Origin of the sequence: Staphylococcus sp. Marseille-Q1834, assembly GCF_916858875.1 — a bacterium.
GTDB lineage: Bacteria > Bacillota > Bacilli > Staphylococcales > Staphylococcaceae > Staphylococcus > Staphylococcus pragensis.
The window spans coordinates 1,284,524-1,306,949 of record NZ_CAKASN010000001.1 but is presented as its reverse complement, the minus strand read 5'-3'; the positions used below and the strand labels follow the sequence as shown (position 1 = coordinate 1,306,949).

Annotated in this window: 18 protein-coding genes and 4 pseudogenes; 10 read left to right on the top strand and 12 right to left on the bottom strand. The window is 35.2% G+C overall.

Annotated features, from left to right (window positions below):
* Positions 1–268: 268 nt before the first annotated feature.
* Entirely contained in the window at positions 269–1,153 is an 885-nt protein-coding gene (gene cidR, locus LIX58_RS06430; RefSeq protein WP_154837360.1) for a cidABC operon transcriptional activator CidR, read from the bottom strand.
* 295 nt (positions 1,154–1,448) lie between these two features.
* On the opposite strand from cidR, the gene LIX58_RS06425 reads away from it, so the two are divergent.
* Positions 1,449–1,664 carry a sterile alpha motif-like domain-containing protein gene (locus LIX58_RS06425; protein WP_154837362.1) on the top strand — a complete coding sequence of 72 codons (216 nt, stop codon included), beginning with the start codon at positions 1,449–1,451 and terminating at the stop codon, positions 1,662–1,664.
* Positions 1,665–1,929: 265 nt separating this feature from the next.
* Positions 1,930–2,364: pseudogene (locus LIX58_RS06420) on the top strand (CHAP domain-containing protein).
* A 145-nt stretch (positions 2,365–2,509) separates the two neighbouring features.
* On the opposite strand, the gene LIX58_RS06415 reads toward LIX58_RS06420, so the two are convergent.
* Complete coding sequence (locus LIX58_RS06415) at positions 2,510–3,784, bottom strand: hydroxymethylglutaryl-CoA reductase, degradative (protein WP_154837364.1); 1,275 nt, start codon at positions 3,782–3,784, stop codon at positions 2,510–2,512.
* Between the two features lies 1 nt (position 3,785).
* Positions 3,786–4,940, bottom strand: coding sequence for a thiolase family protein (locus LIX58_RS06410; RefSeq protein WP_154837366.1), 1,155 nt, complete (start codon positions 4,938–4,940; stop codon positions 3,786–3,788).
* Positions 4,941–5,224: 284 nt separating this feature from the next.
* On the opposite strand from LIX58_RS06410, the gene LIX58_RS06405 reads away from it, so the two are divergent.
* The gene (locus tag LIX58_RS06405; protein WP_154837368.1) at positions 5,225–6,391 is read left to right on the top strand and encodes a hydroxymethylglutaryl-CoA synthase; all 1,167 of its coding nucleotides are present in this window, start codon (positions 5,225–5,227) and stop codon (positions 6,389–6,391) included.
* 483 nt (positions 6,392–6,874) lie between these two features.
* Here the strand turns inward: LIX58_RS06405 and LIX58_RS06400 are convergent, their stop codons facing one another.
* Positions 6,875–7,396 (bottom strand): methylated-DNA--[protein]-cysteine S-methyltransferase, encoded by a 522-nt coding sequence (locus tag LIX58_RS06400; RefSeq protein WP_154837370.1) that lies wholly within the window; start codon positions 7,394–7,396, stop codon positions 6,875–6,877.
* A 90-nt stretch (positions 7,397–7,486) separates the two neighbouring features.
* Between LIX58_RS06400 and LIX58_RS06395 the strand changes: the two are divergent.
* Positions 7,487–7,800, top strand: a pseudogene (locus LIX58_RS06395) (YrhK family protein).
* Positions 7,801–7,854: 54 nt separating this feature from the next.
* On the opposite strand, the gene LIX58_RS06390 reads toward LIX58_RS06395, so the two are convergent.
* Positions 7,855–8,316 (bottom strand): hypothetical protein, encoded by a 462-nt coding sequence (locus LIX58_RS06390; protein WP_126565467.1) that lies wholly within the window; start codon positions 8,314–8,316, stop codon positions 7,855–7,857.
* A gap of 331 nt (positions 8,317–8,647) precedes the next feature.
* On the opposite strand from LIX58_RS06390, the pseudogene LIX58_RS06385 reads away from it, so the two are divergent.
* Both LIX58_RS06385 and LIX58_RS06380 read left to right on the top strand, forming a co-directional pair.
* Positions 8,648–9,192 (top strand): annotated as a pseudogene (locus tag LIX58_RS06385) (TetR/AcrR family transcriptional regulator).
* Positions 9,193–9,270: 78 nt separating this feature from the next.
* On the top strand, positions 9,271–9,717 hold the full coding sequence (locus LIX58_RS06380; protein ID WP_154837372.1) for a VOC family protein: 447 nt from the start codon (positions 9,271–9,273) through the stop codon (positions 9,715–9,717).
* Between the two features lie 54 nt (positions 9,718–9,771).
* Here LIX58_RS06380 and pruA read toward each other — a convergent pair whose 3' ends face one another.
* Positions 9,772–11,316, bottom strand: a complete 1,545-nt coding sequence (pruA, locus tag LIX58_RS06375; RefSeq protein ID WP_154837374.1) for an L-glutamate gamma-semialdehyde dehydrogenase — start codon at positions 11,314–11,316, stop codon at positions 9,772–9,774.
* A 294-nt stretch (positions 11,317–11,610) separates the two neighbouring features.
* Here pruA and LIX58_RS06370 point away from each other — a divergent pair, with 294 nt between their 5' ends.
* Positions 11,611–12,561, top strand: a complete 951-nt coding sequence (locus LIX58_RS06370; RefSeq protein ID WP_154837376.1) for an NAD-dependent epimerase/dehydratase family protein — start codon at positions 11,611–11,613, stop codon at positions 12,559–12,561.
* Between the two features lie 60 nt (positions 12,562–12,621).
* On the opposite strand, the gene LIX58_RS06365 is transcribed toward LIX58_RS06370, so the two are convergent.
* Positions 12,622–13,209, bottom strand: coding sequence for a sugar O-acetyltransferase (locus tag LIX58_RS06365; protein WP_226386179.1), 588 nt, complete (start codon positions 13,207–13,209; stop codon positions 12,622–12,624).
* A 150-nt stretch (positions 13,210–13,359) separates the two neighbouring features.
* Positions 13,360–14,229: an SDR family oxidoreductase gene (locus LIX58_RS06360; RefSeq protein WP_226386178.1), complete on the bottom strand. Its 870-nt coding sequence runs from the start codon at positions 14,227–14,229 to the stop codon at positions 13,360–13,362.
* A gap of 314 nt (positions 14,230–14,543) precedes the next feature.
* On the opposite strand from LIX58_RS06360, the gene LIX58_RS06355 reads away from it, so the two are divergent.
* The 3 genes from LIX58_RS06355 (at position 14,544) to copZ (ending at position 17,582) form a co-directional block, all read left to right on the top strand.
* Positions 14,544–14,750, top strand: coding sequence for a hypothetical protein (locus tag LIX58_RS06355; RefSeq protein ID WP_126565462.1), 207 nt, complete (start codon positions 14,544–14,546; stop codon positions 14,748–14,750).
* Positions 14,751–14,888: 138 nt separating this feature from the next.
* Positions 14,889–17,276, top strand: a complete 2,388-nt coding sequence (locus LIX58_RS06350; protein WP_154837382.1) for a heavy metal translocating P-type ATPase — start codon at positions 14,889–14,891, stop codon at positions 17,274–17,276.
* A gap of 99 nt (positions 17,277–17,375) precedes the next feature.
* The gene (gene copZ / locus LIX58_RS06345) at positions 17,376–17,582 is read left to right on the top strand and encodes a copper chaperone CopZ (RefSeq protein ID WP_126565460.1); all 207 of its coding nucleotides are present in this window, start codon (positions 17,376–17,378) and stop codon (positions 17,580–17,582) included.
* Between the two features lie 71 nt (positions 17,583–17,653).
* Here copZ and LIX58_RS06340 read toward each other — a convergent pair whose 3' ends face one another.
* From LIX58_RS06340 to LIX58_RS06325, 4 genes and pseudogenes are all read right to left on the bottom strand, one after another.
* Positions 17,654–18,652, bottom strand: coding sequence for a D-lactate dehydrogenase (locus LIX58_RS06340; RefSeq protein WP_154837384.1), 999 nt, complete (start codon positions 18,650–18,652; stop codon positions 17,654–17,656).
* A 28-nt stretch (positions 18,653–18,680) separates the two neighbouring features.
* Complete coding sequence (locus LIX58_RS06335; protein ID WP_154837386.1) at positions 18,681–19,841, bottom strand: aminotransferase class I/II-fold pyridoxal phosphate-dependent enzyme; 1,161 nt, start codon at positions 19,839–19,841, stop codon at positions 18,681–18,683.
* Between the two features lie 189 nt (positions 19,842–20,030).
* Positions 20,031–21,535, bottom strand: a pseudogene (locus LIX58_RS06330) (phytoene desaturase family protein).
* 11 nt (positions 21,536–21,546) lie between these two features.
* The gene (locus LIX58_RS06325; RefSeq protein ID WP_154837388.1) at positions 21,547–22,410 is read right to left on the bottom strand and encodes a phytoene/squalene synthase family protein; all 864 of its coding nucleotides are present in this window, start codon (positions 22,408–22,410) and stop codon (positions 21,547–21,549) included.
* Positions 22,411–22,426 lie beyond the last annotated feature (16 nt).

Here is a 22,426-nt window from a genome sequence, read left to right as displayed (position 1 = left end):
GAACCTCCACTAAAATATGTCTAAATTGTTACAGCTAAATTTAAAACTATATTCATAATTGTAATTTATGTTGAAAAACTATAAAAATACTCATTTTAAATGTTATCTATAGTTTTTTTCTATGTAACCGTTTTATTTTAGAAAAAGTCAGTTTTGTTTGCGCTATGCCATATTGTTTTCATTTTCAAATAAAAGAAAAGCAGGCCAATGAAATCTACTGTAATTAGAAGATTTCACTTTCCCGCTTCTCAGCGAATGATTCAAATAATCAGTCGTATTTTAAGCGTTCACTCATAAATTCAATCCACTTTGAAGTGGCATGACTTAGTAATTTATCTTTCTTCCATATTGCGCCAAGTTCCCAACGCATACCTGGATCTTCAATCTTGATGCTTTTAATATTATCTTTTAACATGCTCGCAATATGTTCCGGTAAAATACTTACCCCTAACTGCGCCAACAATAGATACTCTATAAAATTCCATTGCGACACATTTGAAACTGTATTGGGTATGAAGCCAGAATTCTTAGCAGCCGCAATAATCTTATCGTTAAGATAGAAATCTTCATTGAACATGATGAAGTCTTCATTCTTCAAATCAGCCATCGTCACTGAATCGCGCATCGCCAACTCATGTTCACCGCTGACTACTAATCTTAAATCCTCACTATATAATGACAAATAGTCAAAGACATTCTCATTAATAGGAATTGTCGTAATACCGATATCGATTTGGTCGTTAATCAAACGCGTTTCAATTGACTTACCGCCACTTTCATTCAAATTGTATGTCACGTTCGGATAGAGTTTATGGAACTCACCTAGAATATATATAAAGTGTTGCATGTCCATCACGGCAGACATACCAATATTAATATGACCTGTTTCAAGCCCAAGTAGCCCATTGATTTCATAAGGAATATTATCATATAATGCGATAATTTCTTCACACTTTTTATAGAATACCTTACCTGCATCAGTAAGCACTAAATAACGTTTTTGACGATCAAATAACGTCATCTTGAGCTCATTTTCTATATCTTTAATCGCTTTACTGATTGTCGGTTGGGCGATATATAAAGACTTTGAAGCATTTGTCATACCACCTTGATTTACAACTTCCATAAAGTACTTCATATGTTTGATATCCAAATGCTCACCCTCTTTGCTTTTACTTCTACTAATATTATACACAAATTTATTTTTTGGAAAATTAAAATCCATTACGGTACGCTTACATAAAATGATAAATATAAAAAATATGACTTTGATAACATATACACGCACACGCTATACGTTATACAAAATCATATTTTCATTACTATAAAATACTCAATTAATCTAAAATAATATATTTGTATTCAATTTAAATTAAACTCATTGGTATTTTTATTTTGCAAAAAATGTTGTAATCGTAACGGCTTAAATTGAATATCGAGGTGAGGCATTGAGCTTTTACGAATTTATGCAAAATTTTGTTGGTGATGACACACCATTAGGTGAATTGGTAAATTGGATTAATCAAGATAACAATTTCCCTAGAGACGTGAAGAGCCAAATCGAAATATTGACATACTTTCGACATAATCCGTGTCTAGAAAACATACCGGTGACTATTGTTAAAAGAGCTTTGTCTGTTTTTAACCAATTCACAAATGTATGATTTCTAATAATGTAGTTATACATTCATGGAAGTATCATCTCAGATGACGGACGCCTTTCGGGGCGTTCGTTTTCTTTTTCTTTTTACAACATACCCCTTTTACTTTACTAAAATCACAAATTTGTAAAATTAGTTACAAAACTTAATGGAATATTTCATACATATTACATTTACTTGTATAATTGATTTCTTATATTGTATTACACCTTTTTAGCGAATATGATAAATACAGTTTTTAAGTATTTTATATTTTGGGGAGAACAAAATGAAATTCAAAAAATTATTATCACGTCTTTTATTAGCTACTGGAATCATGTTCGCTGGAACTTTCACATATCAAAATATTGAACACACGCACGTTTCTCACGCTGCATCATATAACTATTACAATAGAGGGCAATGTACTTGGTGGGCATACTAACGTCGCGCTCAATTAGGTAAACCTGTTTCAAATAGATGGGGCAACGCAAAGAACTGGTATTACAATGCACAACGTTCAAGATATAGAACAGGCCACGTTCCTCGTCGCTACGCAGTAATGCAATCAACTGCAGGATATTATGGCCACGTAGCCGTTGTAGAACGCGTTTATAATAATGGAAGCATTTTAGTATCAGAATATAACTATAACGTACCACTTGGATACGGCACACGTTACTTAAGCAGAAGTGCTGCACGCAGTTATAACTACATTTACTAAATTTAATGATCTTTAAATATATAAGAATCCCTTAATGAGATAAGTACCAATGTCTTACTTACCTCATTAAGGGATTTTTTCTTTTCATTAAAAAAGTAGGCTTAACATTCGCATGCTAAACCTACATTCTATTCATACTTTATTATTAATTTCTTAATTCTTCTAAAATACGTTGTGCAGCAGCAGTATTGGCTTTAGGTTCTTGTTTTAAAGCGTCTGCTACTTTAGCAATTTCATCACCTTGAGCACCTACAACAATCGCTAATGATTTATATTGTAAGCTCATATGGCCTTTTTGAATACCTTCAGAGACTAAGGCTCTGCATGCTGAAAAGTTTTGTGCTAATCCTACGGCAGCAACGACTTGTCCAAGTTCTTGTGCCGTTTCTACATTTAATAGATCTAATGAAGCCTTAGCGATTGGCAATACTTTCGTGCCACCACCGACAATCGCTAAAGTCATCGGTACTTCAATGGTACCCACAAGACGACCGCGGTCTTCATCATATTTCCATGTAGCAATACCTCGGTATTGACCATCACGACCCGCATACGCATGTGCACTTGCTTCTGCACCACGTGTATCATTACCTGTGGCTAATACTACTGCATGAATACCGTTCATGACACCTTTATTATGTGTCGCTGCACGATGAATATCTACTTGTGCAAGTACTGAAGCACGTTCCATACGTTTAGCTACTTTTTCACCTGAACGTTCTCCTCTATTTAGATCTTCGACTTTGATTTCACCTTGTACACGTACAACAGACGCTGTAGCATGATTTGATAAAATACTCATTAACACGTCGCGGTTGGGGAACTCATTTTTCAAATGAGCTGTAATCGCTTCTAAAATTGTGTTAAGCATATTGGCGCCCATCGCATCTTTCGTATCTACAAAGACCTTTAGAGATAGCAATTGTTGCTCAGGGAATGTATCAATATCAATACGACGATAACCGCCACCGCGTTCAATGATAGATGGATACGCTTCATCAGCGATTTGTTTAATTTGAGGCTCAATATTTTTAATATCCTGCGCTAAGGCCTCTGTATCTTCTACTGCATCAAAGACGATTTGTCCAATCATCAAACGCTCACTCTTAACCGTTTTGAAACCGCCAGTATTGTTAACTAGTTTCGCACCATAACTTGCTGCTGCAACCACAGAAGGTTCTTCCACCATCATTGGCACAACATATTCTTTGTCATCAACAATAATTTTAGGTAATAACCCTACTGGTAATGTGCCTTGTCCAATCACATTTTCGATTAAACTATTGGCTACTTCTTCATTAATCATCGGATTGTTGCGTAATACCCCATAATTATCGTCATTTAACCAACCGTATTCGACTAATTGTTTCAACTTATCTTCACGTGATAAATGACGAAACGCTTTGTCTAAACTCTTCATTTTACTGTGCCCCTTTTTCAACCATTAATGCGATACCTAAACCGCCACCGATACAAGCAGTTGCGATACCTGTTTGTTTGTCTTCTTGTTCAAGCGCGTTCACTAATGTTGTTACTAAGCGTGCACCACTTGCGCCAATTGGATGACCTAAAGCAATCGCTCCACCGTAGATGTTCAACTTCTCATCAGTAATATGTAAATTGTCTTTAACTGGAATACTTTGAGCTGCAAATGCTTCCGTCATTTCTACGATATCAACGTTGTCGATTTTGCTATTCGTTTTTTCTAATAACTTTTCAACTGCGTAGAATGGTGCATATCCCATGAATTGTGGATCACAACCAACTTCTGCGTAATCGCCAATAATACCAAGAATTTCGAAACCATGTTCTTTCGCATATGATTCTTCCATTAAGATTAACGCAGATGAACCATCATTAATGCTTGAAGCATTCCCACCAGTCACTGTACCGTTCTCTTTGAAAATGGTCTTTAACGTCGCAAGTTTCTCTACACTTGTATTTGGACGCACACCTTCATCTGATGTCATCGCTTCGCCTTCAGCGTCTTTCATCGTGATAATTTCGTTATCAAACTTACCTGCTTCTGTCGCTTTAGCAGCTTTAAGTTGTGAATTATTCGCAAATTCATCTTGCATTTCACGCGTGATGTCATATTTCTCAGCAATATTTTCAGCAGTCACGCCCATTGGTACGTAATGGAAAGCATCTGTTAAGCCGTCATGCATGAAGCTCTCAACAGGTTCTTCGCCTTCTTTTAAAATAAGTTGTGGTGCATTTGTCATACTTTCTACACCACCAACTGCTACTACGTCCGCTTCACCTAATTGAATCAATTGTTTACCTAAGATAATGGCTTTTAATCCTGAGCCACATACTTCATTGATTGTCATTGCTGGCGTCGCATCTGGAATACCTGCTTTAATAGCGATTTGACGCGCTGGGTTTTGTCCAACACCACTTTGTAACACATTACCAAAGATGACTTGTTGGATTGTGCTAGGGTCGATATCAATGGCATCGATTGCACCTTTTAATGCAGTCGTACCTAGTTCTACTGCTGAATAGTTTCTCAATTTCCCTTTATATCTGCCAATTGGTGTTCTTTTGGCACTTACAATAGCGATTTTTTTCATTCTTTATCTCCTTGTATGTAGTTTATATATAATTGTATTTTAGTTATTGATTTTGGTAAAATGATTACTAATATGATTGTTAATAATAGCAATGAAATAAACGTTTCATTCAATGTTGGTTCAAGCATTACTATTACATTTAATAGCATTAAACAATATTTAATTATGCATTTCAACACTTTGAATGAAAACGCTTCCCGAAATTTTATAATATTTTGATTATTTATATAACGTTTCTATTATTAATATGATTAATACTACTATTTTGAAAGGATGTAATGCCCGTGAGTATAGGTATCGATAAAATTAATTTTTACGTCCCTAAATACTATGTAGACATGGCTAAACTTGCAGAAGCACGCCAAGTTGATCCAAATAAATTTTTAATAGGTATTGGACAAACCCAAATGGCTGTAAGTCCAGTATCACAAGATATCGTATCTATGGGAGCTAATGCTGCTAAGGATATTATAACAGAAGATGATAAAAAACATATCGGAATGGTTATCGTCGCTACTGAATCAGCAATTGATAATGCAAAAGCAGCTACTGTTCAAATTCACAACTTATTAGATATTCAACCATTTGCTCGTTGTTTCGAAATGAAAGAAGCATGTTACGCGGCAACACCAGCGATTCAACTTGCAAAAGATTATCTTGAGAAACGTCCTAACGAGAAAGTGTTAGTCATCGCGAGCGATACAGCACGTTATGGTATCCAATCAGGCGGTGAACCCACTCAAGGTGCCGGTGCAGTTGCAATGGTGATTTCTCATAATCCTAGCATTTTAGAATTAAATGATGATGCTGTGGCATACACTGAAGATGTGTATGATTTCTGGCGACCAACAGGCCATAAATATCCACTTGTAGCTGGTGCATTATCTAAAGATGCTTATATTAAATCTTTCCAAGAAAGTTGGGGAGAATATGCACGTCGTGAAGGTAAATCATTATCTGATTTCGAATCATTATGTTTCCATGTTCCATTCACTAAGATGGGTAAAAAAGCATTAGATTCAATTATTAATGATGCGGACGAAACGACACAAGAGCGTTTAACTGCTGGTTATGAAGATGCTGTATACTATAACCGTTATGTAGGTAACATTTATACTGGTTCTTTATATTTAAGTTTAATTTCTTTACTTGAAAATAGAGACTTAAAAGCTGGACAAACGATTGGTTTATTCAGTTATGGTTCTGGTTCAGTTGGCGAATTCTTTAGTGCTACGTTAGTTGATGGCTTTGAAAATCATTTAGATAAAGAAGGTCATAAAGCATTATTGAATCATCGTGAAGAAGTTTCAGTGGAAACGTATGAAGCATACTTTAACCGTTTTGATGAGTTAGAGTTTGATCATGTTGCTGAGAAATCTGAAGACGACAAGGATATCTTCTATTTAGAAAGTATTGAAGAAGATATTAGACAATATCATCGTCCTGAATAATCTATAAATGGATTTTCATTGCGCTCTAGTTGTTAAGAAATTCTTAGATGGACAGCCACTAGTTTCGTTGTGATGCTTGCCTAGGGGGCTGGGTCGAGCCTTGGTCTCGACACTCATCCTGCTCCCTCAGGCGTCACACAACGTCATTCGTAGTTCATCTTTAGAATATCTTACATAAGTGCCATAGCACTTATGTTCATTAATAATCAATACAGGAGTCTTCACAACTACACTTCGTAATCTATCTTAGAACTACTTACTTAAGTGTGTAAGCACTTAAGTCCATTAAATCGCTGCTCCCTCGGGCGTCACACAACGTCACTTGTTGTTCATCTCTCGAATTTCTTTCCTAAGTGGTGTAGTCCTGAGGCTCATAATGATTATGTTTTATTAAGCTTCAAACAAAGTCATTTTATGATTTATGTTTTAATTTATAGTCAAAATAATATGTTAAATGGAAGTCGTGTTAGTACGGCTTCTTTTTTATGGTTTTGTGGAATGGGATGGTCTGTATAGGTTTGTCATATCGGCTTTTTCGATTTCTAATAATTTAATTTTGTTATCAATTGTACCTCCATACCCTGTTAAACTTCCGTCTTTTCCTACTACACGGTGACATGGAATGATAATTGAAATTGGATTTTTACCTACTGCGCCCCCTACTGCTTGGGCTGACATTTTAGGCTTATTTAGTGTTTTACCTACTTGTTTAGCAACATCTCCATACGTTACAAACTCACCGTATTCAATACCTTGTAAAACTTTCCAAACGAGTCGTTGAAATTCAGTTCCTTGAGGTTTTAATGGAAAATCAATTGTAGGGTTATTTCCTAAGAAATAGTCGTCCAACCATTGCTTTACTTTTCCGAAAATAGCTAAATTCGAATGTGTCGGATACTCTAAATCTGAAGAATTATATTTGTACAATACGTGTGTAATTGCAGTACCATCACTAATAATTTCTAAATTCTGCACGGGCGATGTATATAGCATTGAATAAGGCATGACTCTCACTCCTTTGTGGTTATTATGACGAAGTTTGGAATGAATGTACAACGGGAAACTTCAATTATTAAAGTAATGGAGGAATTGCTGATGGCAGGTTTGAATAAAGATGACGTTGATTTACATTTCAATACGAATAAATTTAATGAAGATGACCACGCTAAACAAATATCATTCTTTTATAAAGCTTTATATCAAATTAATGATATTGTATTAGGTTTAATCTTTTTAGTGGGAAGTTTTTTTTTAGTGACAATACTGTATTTGCAGGGACAGTGCTTTTTGTAATTGGAAGTATCCAAATGATGATTAGACCGCTGATTTCATTTATTCACGATTTGAAACTTTCAAGCTATTATAAACATAAATACAGAAATACTAAAAAAGAAACTAAACATCTTTAACATAAAAAGAGAGTGCACTATAACTTAATATAGTGCACTCCCTTGTTTATTATATTAGAAATTATATAATTCATAACCTTTGTCTTTAGCATATTCTAAAGCTAAAATTTCTAAAACGTTAATAAATGCTGGTTCATCTTTGACGTTTACATATTGGAATTTTAATCCATATTCTTCAGCAGTAATATTTTTAATATCATCTTCGCTTACGCCTTTTTCTTGAGCTAAAGCTTTTTTGAACTTAGTAGTTCCAACGCCAGATTTTAAATTATATTGTCCTAATTTATTGAATAAATCTTTAGTAATTGGTTGGTATCCTGTAGAAAAACCACCAGTTTGTCCGACAAAGATTGGTGTTTTTTTATCGAAAATCACATATACACCGTATTTGTCTTGAACTTTTTCACGGTCTTCTTTACTAAATGATAATGCGTTACTTTTATCATATTTAAATAATTTTTTTAGTTGTTTTTTGTTATCTTCTTTAATTTGATCTAATCTTTTACTACCTTTCATCGTACTTAATCCTCCCATATAGAGTATTTTTATAAAAACCATAGATAATATTGAAAAATTTTATAAAAAATACTATATTACTAAAATTTGTTAAATAATTTTTCATATTTATAATGATTATTTTAAATAATATACCCTTTGTGACAATTTTGAAACCCACGTTTCTTTCGCACACTTATATATTATTTTAATAAATGAATTATTTATATTTTATTATTAATTCACAAAATATTTGGTATCATTGGTTTATTTGTGTATAAATATAACTTATAATTATATAATATGTATTACTTCTATTTTTTATATTGTGTACATGTTTGGGGAATATAACATGAACGATATAGATTTAAGAGTGATTAAAACTAAAAAGGCATTAACTCGAAGCTTGTATCTTTTACTTGAAAAAGAAATGTTCTCTAACATTTCTGTTAATAAAATTTGCGAAAATGCACAAATACATCGTACGACGTTTTATAAGCATTTTTATGATAAATATGAATTATTAAATTACTTATTAAAGTTAACGCATAATGCTTATTTTTCTGTAGATATTAAAGAGCGCTTAAATAATCCTTTTTATACCTTAGCCACTACTTTCAATAGAGAGGAAATTTCTCGTATTGAAGTGAAACAACAAGAAGATAAAGAATTTGAGAAGGCTCGAAATAATTATTTAATTGAATTTTTAAAAAATGAATTTAAAGATAATATGCACCGAATGCTATAGATAATTCAATACCATCAAGTTTAGTGTTTTATGTCTTTGGCGCAGTATTAACTAGCTTTCTAGAATGGGAACGAAATGAAAATTCGACGTTTAGTCCTAAAGAGATGGATGAGATGTTTCACAAGCTCGTTAATATAAAAGTTAAGTAGTCAGTAAATCATCGACTTTCACGTTGGAATTTTATAAAATTGTACTTGTAAGCCATTAATTTTAAAAGGGGAAGTAAAATGACTGAATTACATCCATATTTGTCTTTTGAAAAAGCTAAAGATGCACTTGAGTATTATGAAAATGTGTTTGGTGCCACTAAAATCAATCGATTAAAAGTAGGAGAAAACCAAGCAGAAGATTTCGGAATGACTAAAGAACAAGTTGAAGATTCTACTATGCATGCTGAATTCGAAGTTCTAGGCGTTAAAATTCTGTGTTCTGACTCATTTGGACGCGTAGCAAATATTAATAACGGCATTTCTCTATTAATTGATTTCGACGTTAATGATCAAGAAGATGCAGAAAAAGTTCAACAATTCTACAATAAGATTAAAGATCATGAATCACTTAATATCGAATTACCATTTGCAGAACAATTTTGGGGTGGTAAAATGGGCGTATTTACTGACAAATACGGTGTACGTTGGATGTTGAATGGCCAAGATTATTCTAAAATGTCATAACATATAGCAAATGGGAGCACTCTACTACGAGAGGCTCCCATTTAAATTTATAATTTAGAACATTTCTGAAACGACTTTTTGTTCTAAGAAGTTTAATAAGTAGTCTGGGCTACCAGTTTTAGCATCTGTACCTGACATTTTGAAACCACCGAATGGATGGTAACCTACAACTGCTGCAGTACAACCACGATTTAAGTATAAGTTACCTACATCGAATTCATTTACTGCTTTAATCCAGTTTTCACGGTTATTAGTGATGACTGCACCTGTTAAACCGTAATCTGTATCGTTAGCAATTTCGATTGCTTCTTCAAAGTTATCAAATTTAGTAAAGCCAACGACTGGACCGAAGATTTCTTCTTGCATCACTTGGTCAGAAGATTTTAAGCCTGAAATAATGGTTGGTTTAATGAAGTAACCTGTTGAATCGTCAGCTTCGCCACCGATTTCAATTTTACCTTCTTCACCACCAATTTCGATATATTTTTTAATTTTATCAAATTGTTTTTTATTAATAACTGGACCCATAAAAGTATTATCTACAGTATTACCTACTGTAAGGTCTTTTGTTAATTCAATTGCTTTTTCTAATACTTCATCATATACAGAGCTGTGTACGATGGCACGTGAACATGCTGAACATTTTTGACCTGAGAAGCCAAATGCAGATGTTACGATTGATTGTGCTGCTAAGTCAGTATCAATATTCTCATCTACAACAATCGCATCTTTACCGCCCATTTCAGCGATGACACGTTTTAAGAATGTTTGGCCTTCTTGAACAACAGCACTGCGTTCATAGATGCGTGTACCAGTTGCACGTGAACCAGTAAATGTTACAAAGTGTGTATGCACTGAATCTACTAAGTAATCACCGATTTCTTTAGGATCACCAGGTACAAAGTTTACTACCCCTTTAGGAAGACCTGCTTCTTCTAAGATTTCGATTAATTTGTAAGCTGTTAAAACTGTATCTTCAGCTGGTTTTAATAATACTGTGTTACCTGCAACTACAGGTGCCATTGTTGTACCAGCCATAATTGCGAATGGGAAGTTCCATGGCGGAATCGTTACACCAGTACCAATAGGTTTGTAGAAATATCTATTATGTTCGCCTTCACGGTCTAATACTGGTTTACCTTCAGCTAAATCCATCATTGAACGTGCATAATATTCAAGGAAATCAATACCTTCTGCAGCGTCACCAACCGCTTCATCCCATGGTTTACCTGCTTCATATACCATAACAGCAGAAATTTCTTCTTTACGACGACGAATGATTGCTGCTACACGTAATAATAATTCTGCACGATCTCTGTGTGACCATTTACGCCACTCTTTATAGGCTTTATTTGAAGATTCAAATGCTTTGTCCACGTCTTCTTTAGTTGCTTTTGAAACTTTAGCAATCACTTCAGAAGTATTCGCTGGATTAATTGAATCGAATGTATCATCTTTAGTAATATGCTCCCCATCAATAACAATTGGAAGTGTTTGACCTAACTCACTTTTTACTTGTTCTAATGTTTTTTGAAATCTTTCCACATTTTCTTGTACTGAAAAATCAATCCCAGGTTCATTTTTGAAAGGTACTACCATTCTTAATTACCCCCTATGTATTTGTAAGAATTTAAAACACTTGATTTAAAACTTGCCTTACATGAAATGATAATTCGTATCATTACCTTCATTTTACTATGTAGTTACTCCATTTTGCAATCGCTTACACTCAGTTTTCTGAAAAGTTTTACTTGTCTAAATAATGGACACTTTTCTTTCACATTTACATTTTGTAAAATAATATTATTTTATATTCAATTCATAATTTTATAAAAATGCAGTATAATATAATCAGCACAAATTACCGACATCTAGAGAAAAGGAAGTATATTTATGAAAGTATTAATTACAGGGGGAGCAGGTTTTATTGGCTCTCATGTAGTAGAAAAATTTATTAATGAAAACATCGACGTTCATGTTATAGATAATCTTAGCACTGGCTTTTTGGAAAATATCCCTTTTGTTAAAAAAGAAAATATTTATATAAAAGATATCACTGATTTCAACTTTGTAACGCATTTAATCAAAAAAGAACAATTTGATTATATTATTCATCTAGCAGCTATGGTAAGCGTCGTTGAAACGATAGAAAAACCTCAACTTTCTAATGAAGTAAACATTAAAGCGACAGTCAATTTATTAGAAGCGACACGTAAATGGAATCCAAATATTAAAAAATTAATATTTGCTTCTTCAGCAGCAGTTTATGGTAATCTACCTGGTTTGCCAAAGTCAGTTTCTGAATCAAAAGTTTTCCCACTTTCTCCGTACGCGATACAGAAATTTTCAGGAGAACAATATGCTAAAATTTATAATAATCTCTATCAAATTCCTTGTGCTTGTTTAAGATTCTTTAATGTTTATGGTCCTAGACAAAACCCAAATTCTGATTATTCGGGTGTTTTATCAATTATGAATAATAAATTCATCCATCAATCCGAGTTTACTTTCTATGGAGATGGCGAACAAACGCGTGATTTTGTTTATATTGATGATTTAATTTCTGCATTATGGTTAGCCGTTCAATCTTCTGAAACAAACGGTCAAATTTATAACGTAGGCACTGGATCACAAACCAATTTGAAAGCGGTCTTTAGTGCTTTTGAAAAGGGCTTCGGATATAGCATTCCATATACATTTAAAGCACCACGACTTGGCGATATTAAGCATTCTTGTGCTGACATTACGCCACTTCAAGCCTTAGGATATGCACCTCAATATACTATTGATGAAGGTATTAAAGCCTATCTAGCTTATAATAATAAAAATTGTATATATAATTAAATTAACAATTTAAAACCTCTAAGTTGTATTTATATCATACGCTTAGAGGTTTTATAGTTATCACAAGTCACTTATTTTAGGTGTATCGTCTTCAGTAATTGTTCGTATCACTTTGGCTGGAACGCCAGCGACTAAACTATTCTCTGGTACATCTTTTGTTACTACACTCCCAGCTGCAATAACTGAACCATCACCAATAGTGACCCCAGGCGTCACTACGACATTTCCGCCAAACCAAATATTATTACCAATTGTAATAGGCTGTGCTAGTTCAAGACCTTTATTACGTTCTTTGTATGTAAGTGGATGATGCGCGGTATAAAAACCACATGAAGGACCAATAAAGACGTCATTACCAATAGTGATACCTCCGCCATCCATAAAGTAGCAATTGCTATTTACAAATACATTTCGTCCTAGTTTCACATTCCAACCATAATCCGTATCAAATGGACTCATTAGCGCTAAGTTCTCCGCTTCGTATCCAAATAATTCGGTTAGTATTTCTTTTCTTTTTTCTTTATTGCTTGGGTGCGTATGATTGAGTTCAAAGCATAAGTCTTTTGCACGAACACGATCCGCGTCTAATGCTTCATCGAAATTAGCATCATACCATTGATGCGCTAACATTTTATCTTTTTCAGTCATATGTCTCACCTACTTTTATATTTAGTTAAAGTTTAAACAATCTTTGCTCATTTAGCACGAAAAGTCCATTACTTATTAATAGTAAAAAATTAAAAAGCCCCTAGAAGCAAATTCACTTCCAGGGACTTTAATCTTTATAATTATGTCATATTATGACGTAATATAATCTCCACCATTTACATGGATAATTTGACCTGTAATATAAGAGCTATCTGCATTAGTAGCTAAGAATACATAGGCAGGTGCAAGTTCTGCTGGTTGGCCACGTCTACCCATTGGTGTGTCGCCACCTTGATTTTCCACTTTATCTTCATCAAATGTAGATGGAATAAGTGGTGTATAAATTGGACCAGGAGCGACGCCGTTTACACGAATATTTTTCTCCATTAATGTAGTCGCTAATGAACGAGTGAATGATACAATCGCACCTTTAGTTGAAGAATAATCAATTAAGTGACCTGAACCACGATAAGCCGTAACACTTGTTGTGTTAATGATTGTATCATTTTCATGTAAGTGAGGCACAGCTGCTTGTGATAAGAAGAACATACCAAAGATATTTGTATCAAATGTTTCTTTGAATTGTTCTGGCGTAATATCTAAGAAATCATCTTGTGGAAATTGAACTGCACCGTTATTAACTAAGATATTTAAACCGCCAAAGTCATTAACTACATTTTCCACTAAATCTTTAGATTGTTGTTCATCTTTTAAATCATGTGCGTAAGCTTTCGCTTCTACGCCGATGTCTTTAAGATGATTAACTGTTTCTTCAGCATCTTCATGTTCATTATAATAACCGATAGCAACATTTGCGCCTTCTTTCGCAAATAAGATTGCTACTGAGCGACCAATACCTGAGTCACCACCAGTAATAAGTGCTACTTTACCTTTTAATTTACCTGCAGCTTTATATTCATCTAATTCTGATACTGGTCTTGGATCCATATCCTTCTCACTGCCAGGTTGTTTCGATTGAGTATAGCCTTTTATTTTTTTATGAAATTCTAATAAATTCATTCATGCTCACTCCTTTGTTATTTACTTAACCGTTCCCATTTATTGAAGTTTTAAAACAATTACCGAGAGTAAGACAGAAATTAAAATATTTTAGTTTTCACATCCAATTTGAGTTAGATATCATCAATTTTGAACATAAGAAATTTGTCTCATCTCATTCAATTTATTTACAACTTTTGAATGATAGTAAATCCGTACTAAGGACGCATGAAATTTATTCAATAACCTTATATAATAAAGTTAAATTAAAGAGAAAATGAATTATCCTCAGTAATTTGTCCTAAAAGAGAGAAAGACAAGGAGTGCGATAACACATGAAAGGTATATTCAAAGGCATTATTACTTTGCTAATTATCTTGGGCATTGTAAAAACGTTCCAAGATCACGATATTATTAACGAAGCCAATCACTATTACGATGAAGTCAGAAATGGTCAATTTGTGCAAACAATTTCAAATTACGATTTCAATAATTTAAAAGATTTACATTTAGAACACTTCAATCCTTCAGATTTTTTCTAAAATGAATACTGTGTAAGTGAGCGCACGCATGTTAGATTCCCTTCTGACATGTGTGCTTTTTTAATGTGTAAACAGAGTCATTGACTGAAATACCCTTAGGGGGTATATTAAACATGAACATCCGAGGAGGTGCAAAAAATGAGTCAAGATAGTAAAACCACGTTAGCCATTACTGGTATGACGTGTGCTGCATGCTCTAATAGAATAGAGAAACGTCTTAATAAAATGGATCATGTTGATGCTCAAGTTAATTTAACGACTGAACAAGCCAACATTAAGTATGATTCCAGTGAATATAAAGTGGATGATTTTGTCGAGATTGTTCAAAAGTTAGGCTATGATGTAGCCACTGATAAAGCAGAATTAGATATTACTGGGATGACCTGCGTTGCGTGTTCTAACCGTATTGAAAAGGTGCTAAATAAAACGGCAGGTGTGAAACAAGCTACTGTCAATTTAACAACTGAACAAGCATCCATTGATTATTATCCTGGACAAACAGATGTTGATTCATTGATGGGTCGTATTCAAAAGTTGGGTTATGATGCTGAACCAAAACAAACCGAGGAAGAACAAACCTCACGTAAAGAACGAGAATTAAAGCATAAACGTAACAAATTAATGATTTCTGCAATCCTTTCTTTTCCGCTCTTAATGACCATGTTCGTTCATTTATTCAATATGTACTTGCCTGATATTTTAATGAATCCTTGGTTTCAATTTATTTTAGCGACGCCTATCCAATTTATTATCGGTTGGCAATTCTATGTAGGCGCATATAAGAACTTGCGTAATGGGGGCGCCAATATGGATGTGTTAGTCGCTTTGGGTACAAGTGCTGCTTACTTTTATAGCATTTATGAAATGATTAAGTGGCTAGTTGGCACTACTACCACGCCTCATCTATATTTCGAAACGAGTGCCGTATTAATTACGCTAATTCTGTTCGGAAAATATTTAGAAGCACGTGCGAAATCACAAACAACCAATGCATTAAGTGAGTTATTAAACTTACAAGCGAAAGAAGCACGTATTGTTAATGATGATGGTACACAGCGGATGGTGCCTTTAGATCAAGTCAATGTGAACGATACATTGTTGATTAAACCTGGTGAAAAAATACCGGTAGATGGTCAAATTATTAAAGGCGAAACGGCTATAGACGAATCGATGTTAACTGGTGAATCAATGCCAATTGACAAGCAAGTCGATGATACGGTCATCGGTTCGACAATGAATACAAATGGTGTTATTACGATTAAAGCGACTAAAGTGGGTAAAGACACTGCGTTGTCTAACATTATTAAAGTTGTCGAAGATGCACAAAGTTCTAAAGCCCCTATTCAACGTTTAGCTGATATTATTTCTGGCTATTTTGTGCCAATTGTTATTGGTATTGCTGCCCTTACATTTTTAATTTGGATTGTATTTGTTCATCCTGGGCAATTTGAAGATGCCTTAGTCGCAGCCATCTCTGTGTTGGTCATTGCTTGCCCATGTGCGCTGGGTCTTGCTACACCTACGTCTATCATGGTCGGGACTGGACGCACTGCTGAACATGGTATTTTATTTAAAGGTGGCGAATATGTAGAACGTACTCACCAGGTTGATACAGTGGTGTTTGATAAAACGGGTACGTTAACACATGGGAAACCTGAGGTAACCTATTTTCAAGGAGCAAAAGACATATTGTCATTTATGGCGTCTGTTGAAAGTAATTCAGAGCACCCGTTGGCTTATGCGATTGTTAGTTATGCGCGTGAACAAGGCGCGGTGACTTCTGAGGTTACTGATTACCGCACGTTACCTGGTCATGGGGTGCAAGCAGAGGTTGAAGGTAAAACGTTATATGTGGGCAATCGTAAATTAATGACAGACAATAATATTGATATGAGTGATGTGCGTTCTGAGATGGCATCGCTTGAGGCGCGAGGTCAAACGGTTATGTTAGCTGCTTATGACAATGAGTTGAAAGGCATGATTGCTGTCGCGGATACGGTGAAGGCTTCTGCGAAAGAAGCGATTCAACAGTTTAATGAGATGCATATTCGTACGGTGATGCTGACTGGGGATAATGAACGTACGGCGCGTGCGATTGCTGATGAGGTTGGTATTGACCAAGTCATCGCGAATGTCTTACCGGAAGATAAAGCGCAACACATTGCCAACTTACAAGCAGACCATCATAAAGTGGCGATGGTTGGTGATGGTATTAATGATGCGCCTGCATTAGTGAAAGCGGATATTGGTATAGCGATGGGCACAGGAACAGAAGTGGCGATTGAAGCGGCTGACATTACTATTTTAGGTGGCGACATTCATTTAGTTCCTAAAGCGATTCATGCGAGTGATAAGACGATTCGTAATATTAAGCAGAATCTATTCTGGGCGTTTGGATATAATGTCGCAGGTATTCCGATTGCAGCTATGGGCTTATTAGCACCGTGGATTGCTGGTGCCGCAATGGCGTTAAGTTCTGTGAGTGTTGTAAGTAATGCCTTACGTTTGAAACGCATGAAATTATAAATGTAATTCGTTAACATCATTCTATTTTATTTTGTTTCATTTAATGAAAAGGAGTAAAATGTGGGTATATATAGAGTAAGTTCTTGGAGGTGACGTGACATGATTAATGATGTAATCAAAGTAGATGGTATGAGTTGTGACCATTGCAGAAATGCTATTGAATCAGCATTAGCCAAAATTAATGGTGTAAGAACTGCTGAAGTAGATTTAGATAAAAATGAAGTTAGAGTTGATTACGATGACAATAAAGTTTCAATGCAAGAAATGAAAGATGCCATCGAAGATCAAGGTTATGATGTAAAATAATTTATAACTTCAATCATTTGAGTATGAAACTCCTAGAGAGCGCTATAGTGTTCCTCTCTAGGAGTTTTTTATTAGTTCACTCTTAATTTAGTGGTGCCTGTCGTTAATACATCTATAGTAGCGTCTAATGCGTCTACAATTAAGTTTTTCACCGCTGCGTCAGTGTAAAAGGCAATGTGTGGTGTGAGAATAATATCTTCTCTTGCAATGAGCTCATCTAGTAGCGCATCATTATAAGCTTTTTCGCGATAATCTCCAGGGAATACTCCTCTTTCATGTTCATAAGTATCTAGTGCTGCGCCTTTAATATGACCTTCGTTAATGGCGCTAAGCAATGCTTTAGTATCCACGATTGAACCTCTTGCTGCATTAACAAAGACAGCCCCTTGCTTGAATTGTGCGAAGCGGGACGCATCAAATAAGTGATGATTGTATTTAGTCGCAGGCATATGTACCGTAACGATATCAGCTTCTTTTATTGCGTCTTCTAACGTATTTTTATATTCTACATCATGTGCGACCTGTTCATTTGGAAAAGGATCATATGCAACGACACGACTGTTATATCCTTTCGTAAATATCTTTGCAGTAATTGAACCAATACGACCAGTACCAATCACCGCCACAGTTAATTCGCTAATTGAACGAGATAATATTGAAGGCTCCCATCTAAAATCATGTGCACGTACTTTACGCTGAATGTCATTTTGATTTCTCACAATATTAATGGCTTGCGTTACTGCAAATTCAGCAATTGAACTTGGTGAATACGATGGAACATTAGAAACAATGATGTTATATTTCGAAGCTAAAGTTAAATCGTACGTATCAAATCCTGCGCTACGTTGTGCGATTTGTTTGATACCATATTGTTGTAATTTCGCAAACACTTCTTCTGACAGAGGATGTTGTTGTGATAAAGATAATCCATCAAAACCTTGAACACTATCAACGTTTTCTTCCGTTAAGAAGTCTTTATTCAATTCTACTTCAACTTTATTTTCTGTTGCCCATTCTTCAATAAATGGAATATCTTCTTCTCGAACACTCATTATTTTGATTTTAGTCATGATATCTCATCTCTTTTCTTCTTAGTTATTAATCTTGATATAAATGTGATAAAGAGGCCAATCTATCAGCCGCTTCGGCTAATTGTTTATCATCAAGTGCTAATGATATACGGACGTAATGGCGTCCATTCTCCCCAAAAGGAATACCTGGTGCTACTAATATAGATTGTTCTTGTAATAAATATTGTTCGAACGTTTCACTGTCATAACCAGGTGGTGTTTGAAGCCATGAATAAATACCACCTTTAGAATGTACAAGTGGTAACTTTACTTCACTTAAACGTTGTTCAAAGGCATCACGGCGACGTTTAAATGTTTCATTTTGTTGATCTAAAAAGTCATCATAATGATTTAATGCATAGGTTGCGGCATCTTGTAAGGCACCAAACATTCCTGCATTAGTATGCGTTTGATATTTTTTAAGGGCTTGAATCATCTCTTTATTGCCAACTGCAAATCCTACACGGAAACCTGACATATTATATCCTTTTGATAATGAGAAGATTTCGATAGCAACGTCTTTGCCATTTTCAGAAGCAAGAATACTCGGATTCTTAGCATCAAATCCGAAAGCACTATAAGCAAAGTCATGAACAATCTTAGTGCGTGTACCTTTAAATTTCTGAATTGCTTCGTCAAATACTTCTTTCGTCGCTGTAGAACCTGTAGGATTGTTCGGATACGTTAAATAAATGAGGGTAGTATTCTCTAATGTGGCTTGGTCTACTTTATCCCAATCTGGCAAATAATCGGGAGGATCTAAATGAAGCGGTACTGGATGAGCATCTGCAAGCATGACGCCTGCTAAATAATCTGTGTAACCTGGATCAGGCAATAAGACATTCTCTCCAGGATTGACGATACATGTAGGTAAGGCGACTAATCCATTCTTTGTACCATAAAGAATACAAACTTCGTCATCTTTATCTAGCGTGACATTGTACTGACGTTGATAAAAATTAACAATCGCTTCTTTGAAAGATTCTTTACCATGGAAGGCACCGTATTTCTGATTCTCCGGTATACGTATAGCCTCTGCGAAGTGGTCGACAATGCCTTGAGGTGTTTCTCCGTCTGGAATACCTACTGCCATATTTATCAGTGGAAGGGGACCATGTTCAACTTTACGCCCCATCGTTTTACCAAAGTAACTTTCCGGTATCGCTGCTAATCGTTTTGACATTACCATTTACGTCCATCCCCCTTTTAAAAATAAAAAAGCTATATGTCATTCTTAGTTAAAAGTGACATATAGCCAAAAAATCATATATGACACTACCGTTTCTCTAAATAAGTTCTATCGAATTAATTTTATTCTATCAGTTCGATAAGTATTGTCAATATTGAGAATTTTCTGAATTATTGTTTGTATTAAAAATTAATGGCCACGTGCGATATCGTCTAACATTGCTTCTGCTGTAATCTTCGCGCTTGTAAGGACAATCGGCACGCCGGCACCTGGATGAGTACTTGCGCCAGCGAAATATAAATCTTTATAATCTCTAGATACATTAGGTGGACGATAATAATTACTTTGCGCTAATGTTGGCATTAAGCCAAATGCTGTACCAAATTTAGCATTATAGCGACTCTCGAAATCTAATGGTGTAAAGATGGTTTCTGAAATCACATCTTCTCGTACATCTTTTAATGCTTCAATCGTTTGGATTTTATTGTAAACGACGTCTTTAGCTCGTTCTATTGTCGCTGGGTCGCGCCAATCGATATTCCCTGTTTTCAATTCAGGGACAGGCATCAAGACATACATTCCTGTTTGTCCTTCTGGTGCTAATGAATCATTTTCTACAGCCGGGAATACAGATATAGTGATGGATCGTTAGGCATTTTACCGCTAAATATATCATCAATATTACCTCTAAAGTCTTCAGCGAACACCACATTGTGTACATGAACTTTATCACGTAAGTCGCGATTTATGCCGGCATAGATTAGAAACGCAGAACATGAATAATCCATGTTATCTACCTTTTCAGAAGAATATTTTTTAAGTGGCGAATGAGATGGCATCAAATGTTGTGCAGCATATGGGAAATCAGCCGTACAAAGTACTTTATCGAAGCGATGAATTTCATCATTCACGCGTAAACCGTCTGCGCGTTTAAATTTAGGGTCGATAATAATTTCTTGAACGTCTGAATTCAAACGTACTTCTACGCCAAGATCTTGACCTAGTTTCAATAATCCTTTAGCCAAACTATACATGCCGCCTTTAATGTAATACACGCCATGTACCATTTCAATCATCGGAATAATCGAATAAATTGAAGGGCCCTGTTTTGGATCAATGCCTATGTATAACGTTTGAAAAGCTAACAATTTACGAATTTTATCATTAGATACATAATTATCAATGAGTTGATCCGCTTTGCTAATGGTACGTAATTTCAAGCCTCGATATAAAGAGAGCGGATTATAGAACTCACTCGGTTTGCGGAAAGTACGTTCCAAGAAGTACTTACGCGCCACTACATAGCGTTTATATACATCAGTAAGAAATGACATAAATCCTTGTGTCGAACCTGGTTCAATCGCTTCTAATGCTTGACTAAGCTGTGGCAAATCAGTAGAGACACTTACTTTATCCTTATCTGAGAAATAGATGTCAAAGATGTGCGTTAACTGTCTCATATCTATATAATCTTCTTAACGTTTACCACTTTCTTCAAATACTGCTTTATATACATCGGGAACCATGACAATCGTTGGTCCCATATCAAATGTGAAACCATCTTTTTTGAATTGACTCATGCGTCCGCCAACTTGTTCATTTTTCTCAAATATGGTGACCTGATGGCCATGTGCGGCCAACCTTGCAGCCGCTGCTAATCCTGTTACGCCTGCACCTACTACGGCTATTTTCATACCATTACCACCTAAGCTTTATATTTTTTCTTTAAACTACGGTAAATTTTGTTCTTCTTCCAAGTTGACACGTAGACACGTTTATCAAGTGTATAATCTGCTTTTCTCACTTCATTTAGAATGCCTCGATACACTTCAGCAGCTAATTCAATAATCATACGTGATTCTTTATTGTACACTTCTAAATTGTTAAGTACAGCATCATAGTTATCATCAGCTAGCTTGGCGTAAAATTCCCAAATACGTTGATAATTCTCTGATGGCTTGTCACGCTCAATTTCTTGTTCAATCGAAACGTCAAATTCATTCAAGCGTTCAACACTAAAGTAAATGCGACCATTACGATAGTCTTCTCCTACGTCACGCAAGATATTTGTAAGTTGTAATGCTTCACCTAACTGTTTACCGTTATCATAAGCCGCTTGTGTTGGTGGTGTAGATAAGATTGGAATGAGTAATACCCCTACCGTGCCTGCTACACCGTAACAATAATCTAGTAGCCCTTGGTCTGTTTCAAACATTTCAAAGTGTTGATCCGCTTCAACCGTATCAATCAAGTCATAGAGGGCCTGATAATTCATTTGAAAATGTTTACTCGTATCGGCAAAGGCCAACATAATCTGTTCATCACTTTCAAATACCTCAGGTATACTAGCGTGATGTTCAATCAACTGAACATCACGGCGGATTTTATGTAAATACTCAACATCTTGATGTATATCGATACTATCATCAACAATACGACACACGGCATAAATTGCCCAAACCGCTTGGCGTTGTTGTTCTGGTAACATATCAAATGCATATGAAAAACTTTTAGAATAATCCTTCATAATTTGATGACAATATTGATAACTTTCCTCTATAGTTCTCATGGAGAGCCCCCTGTTT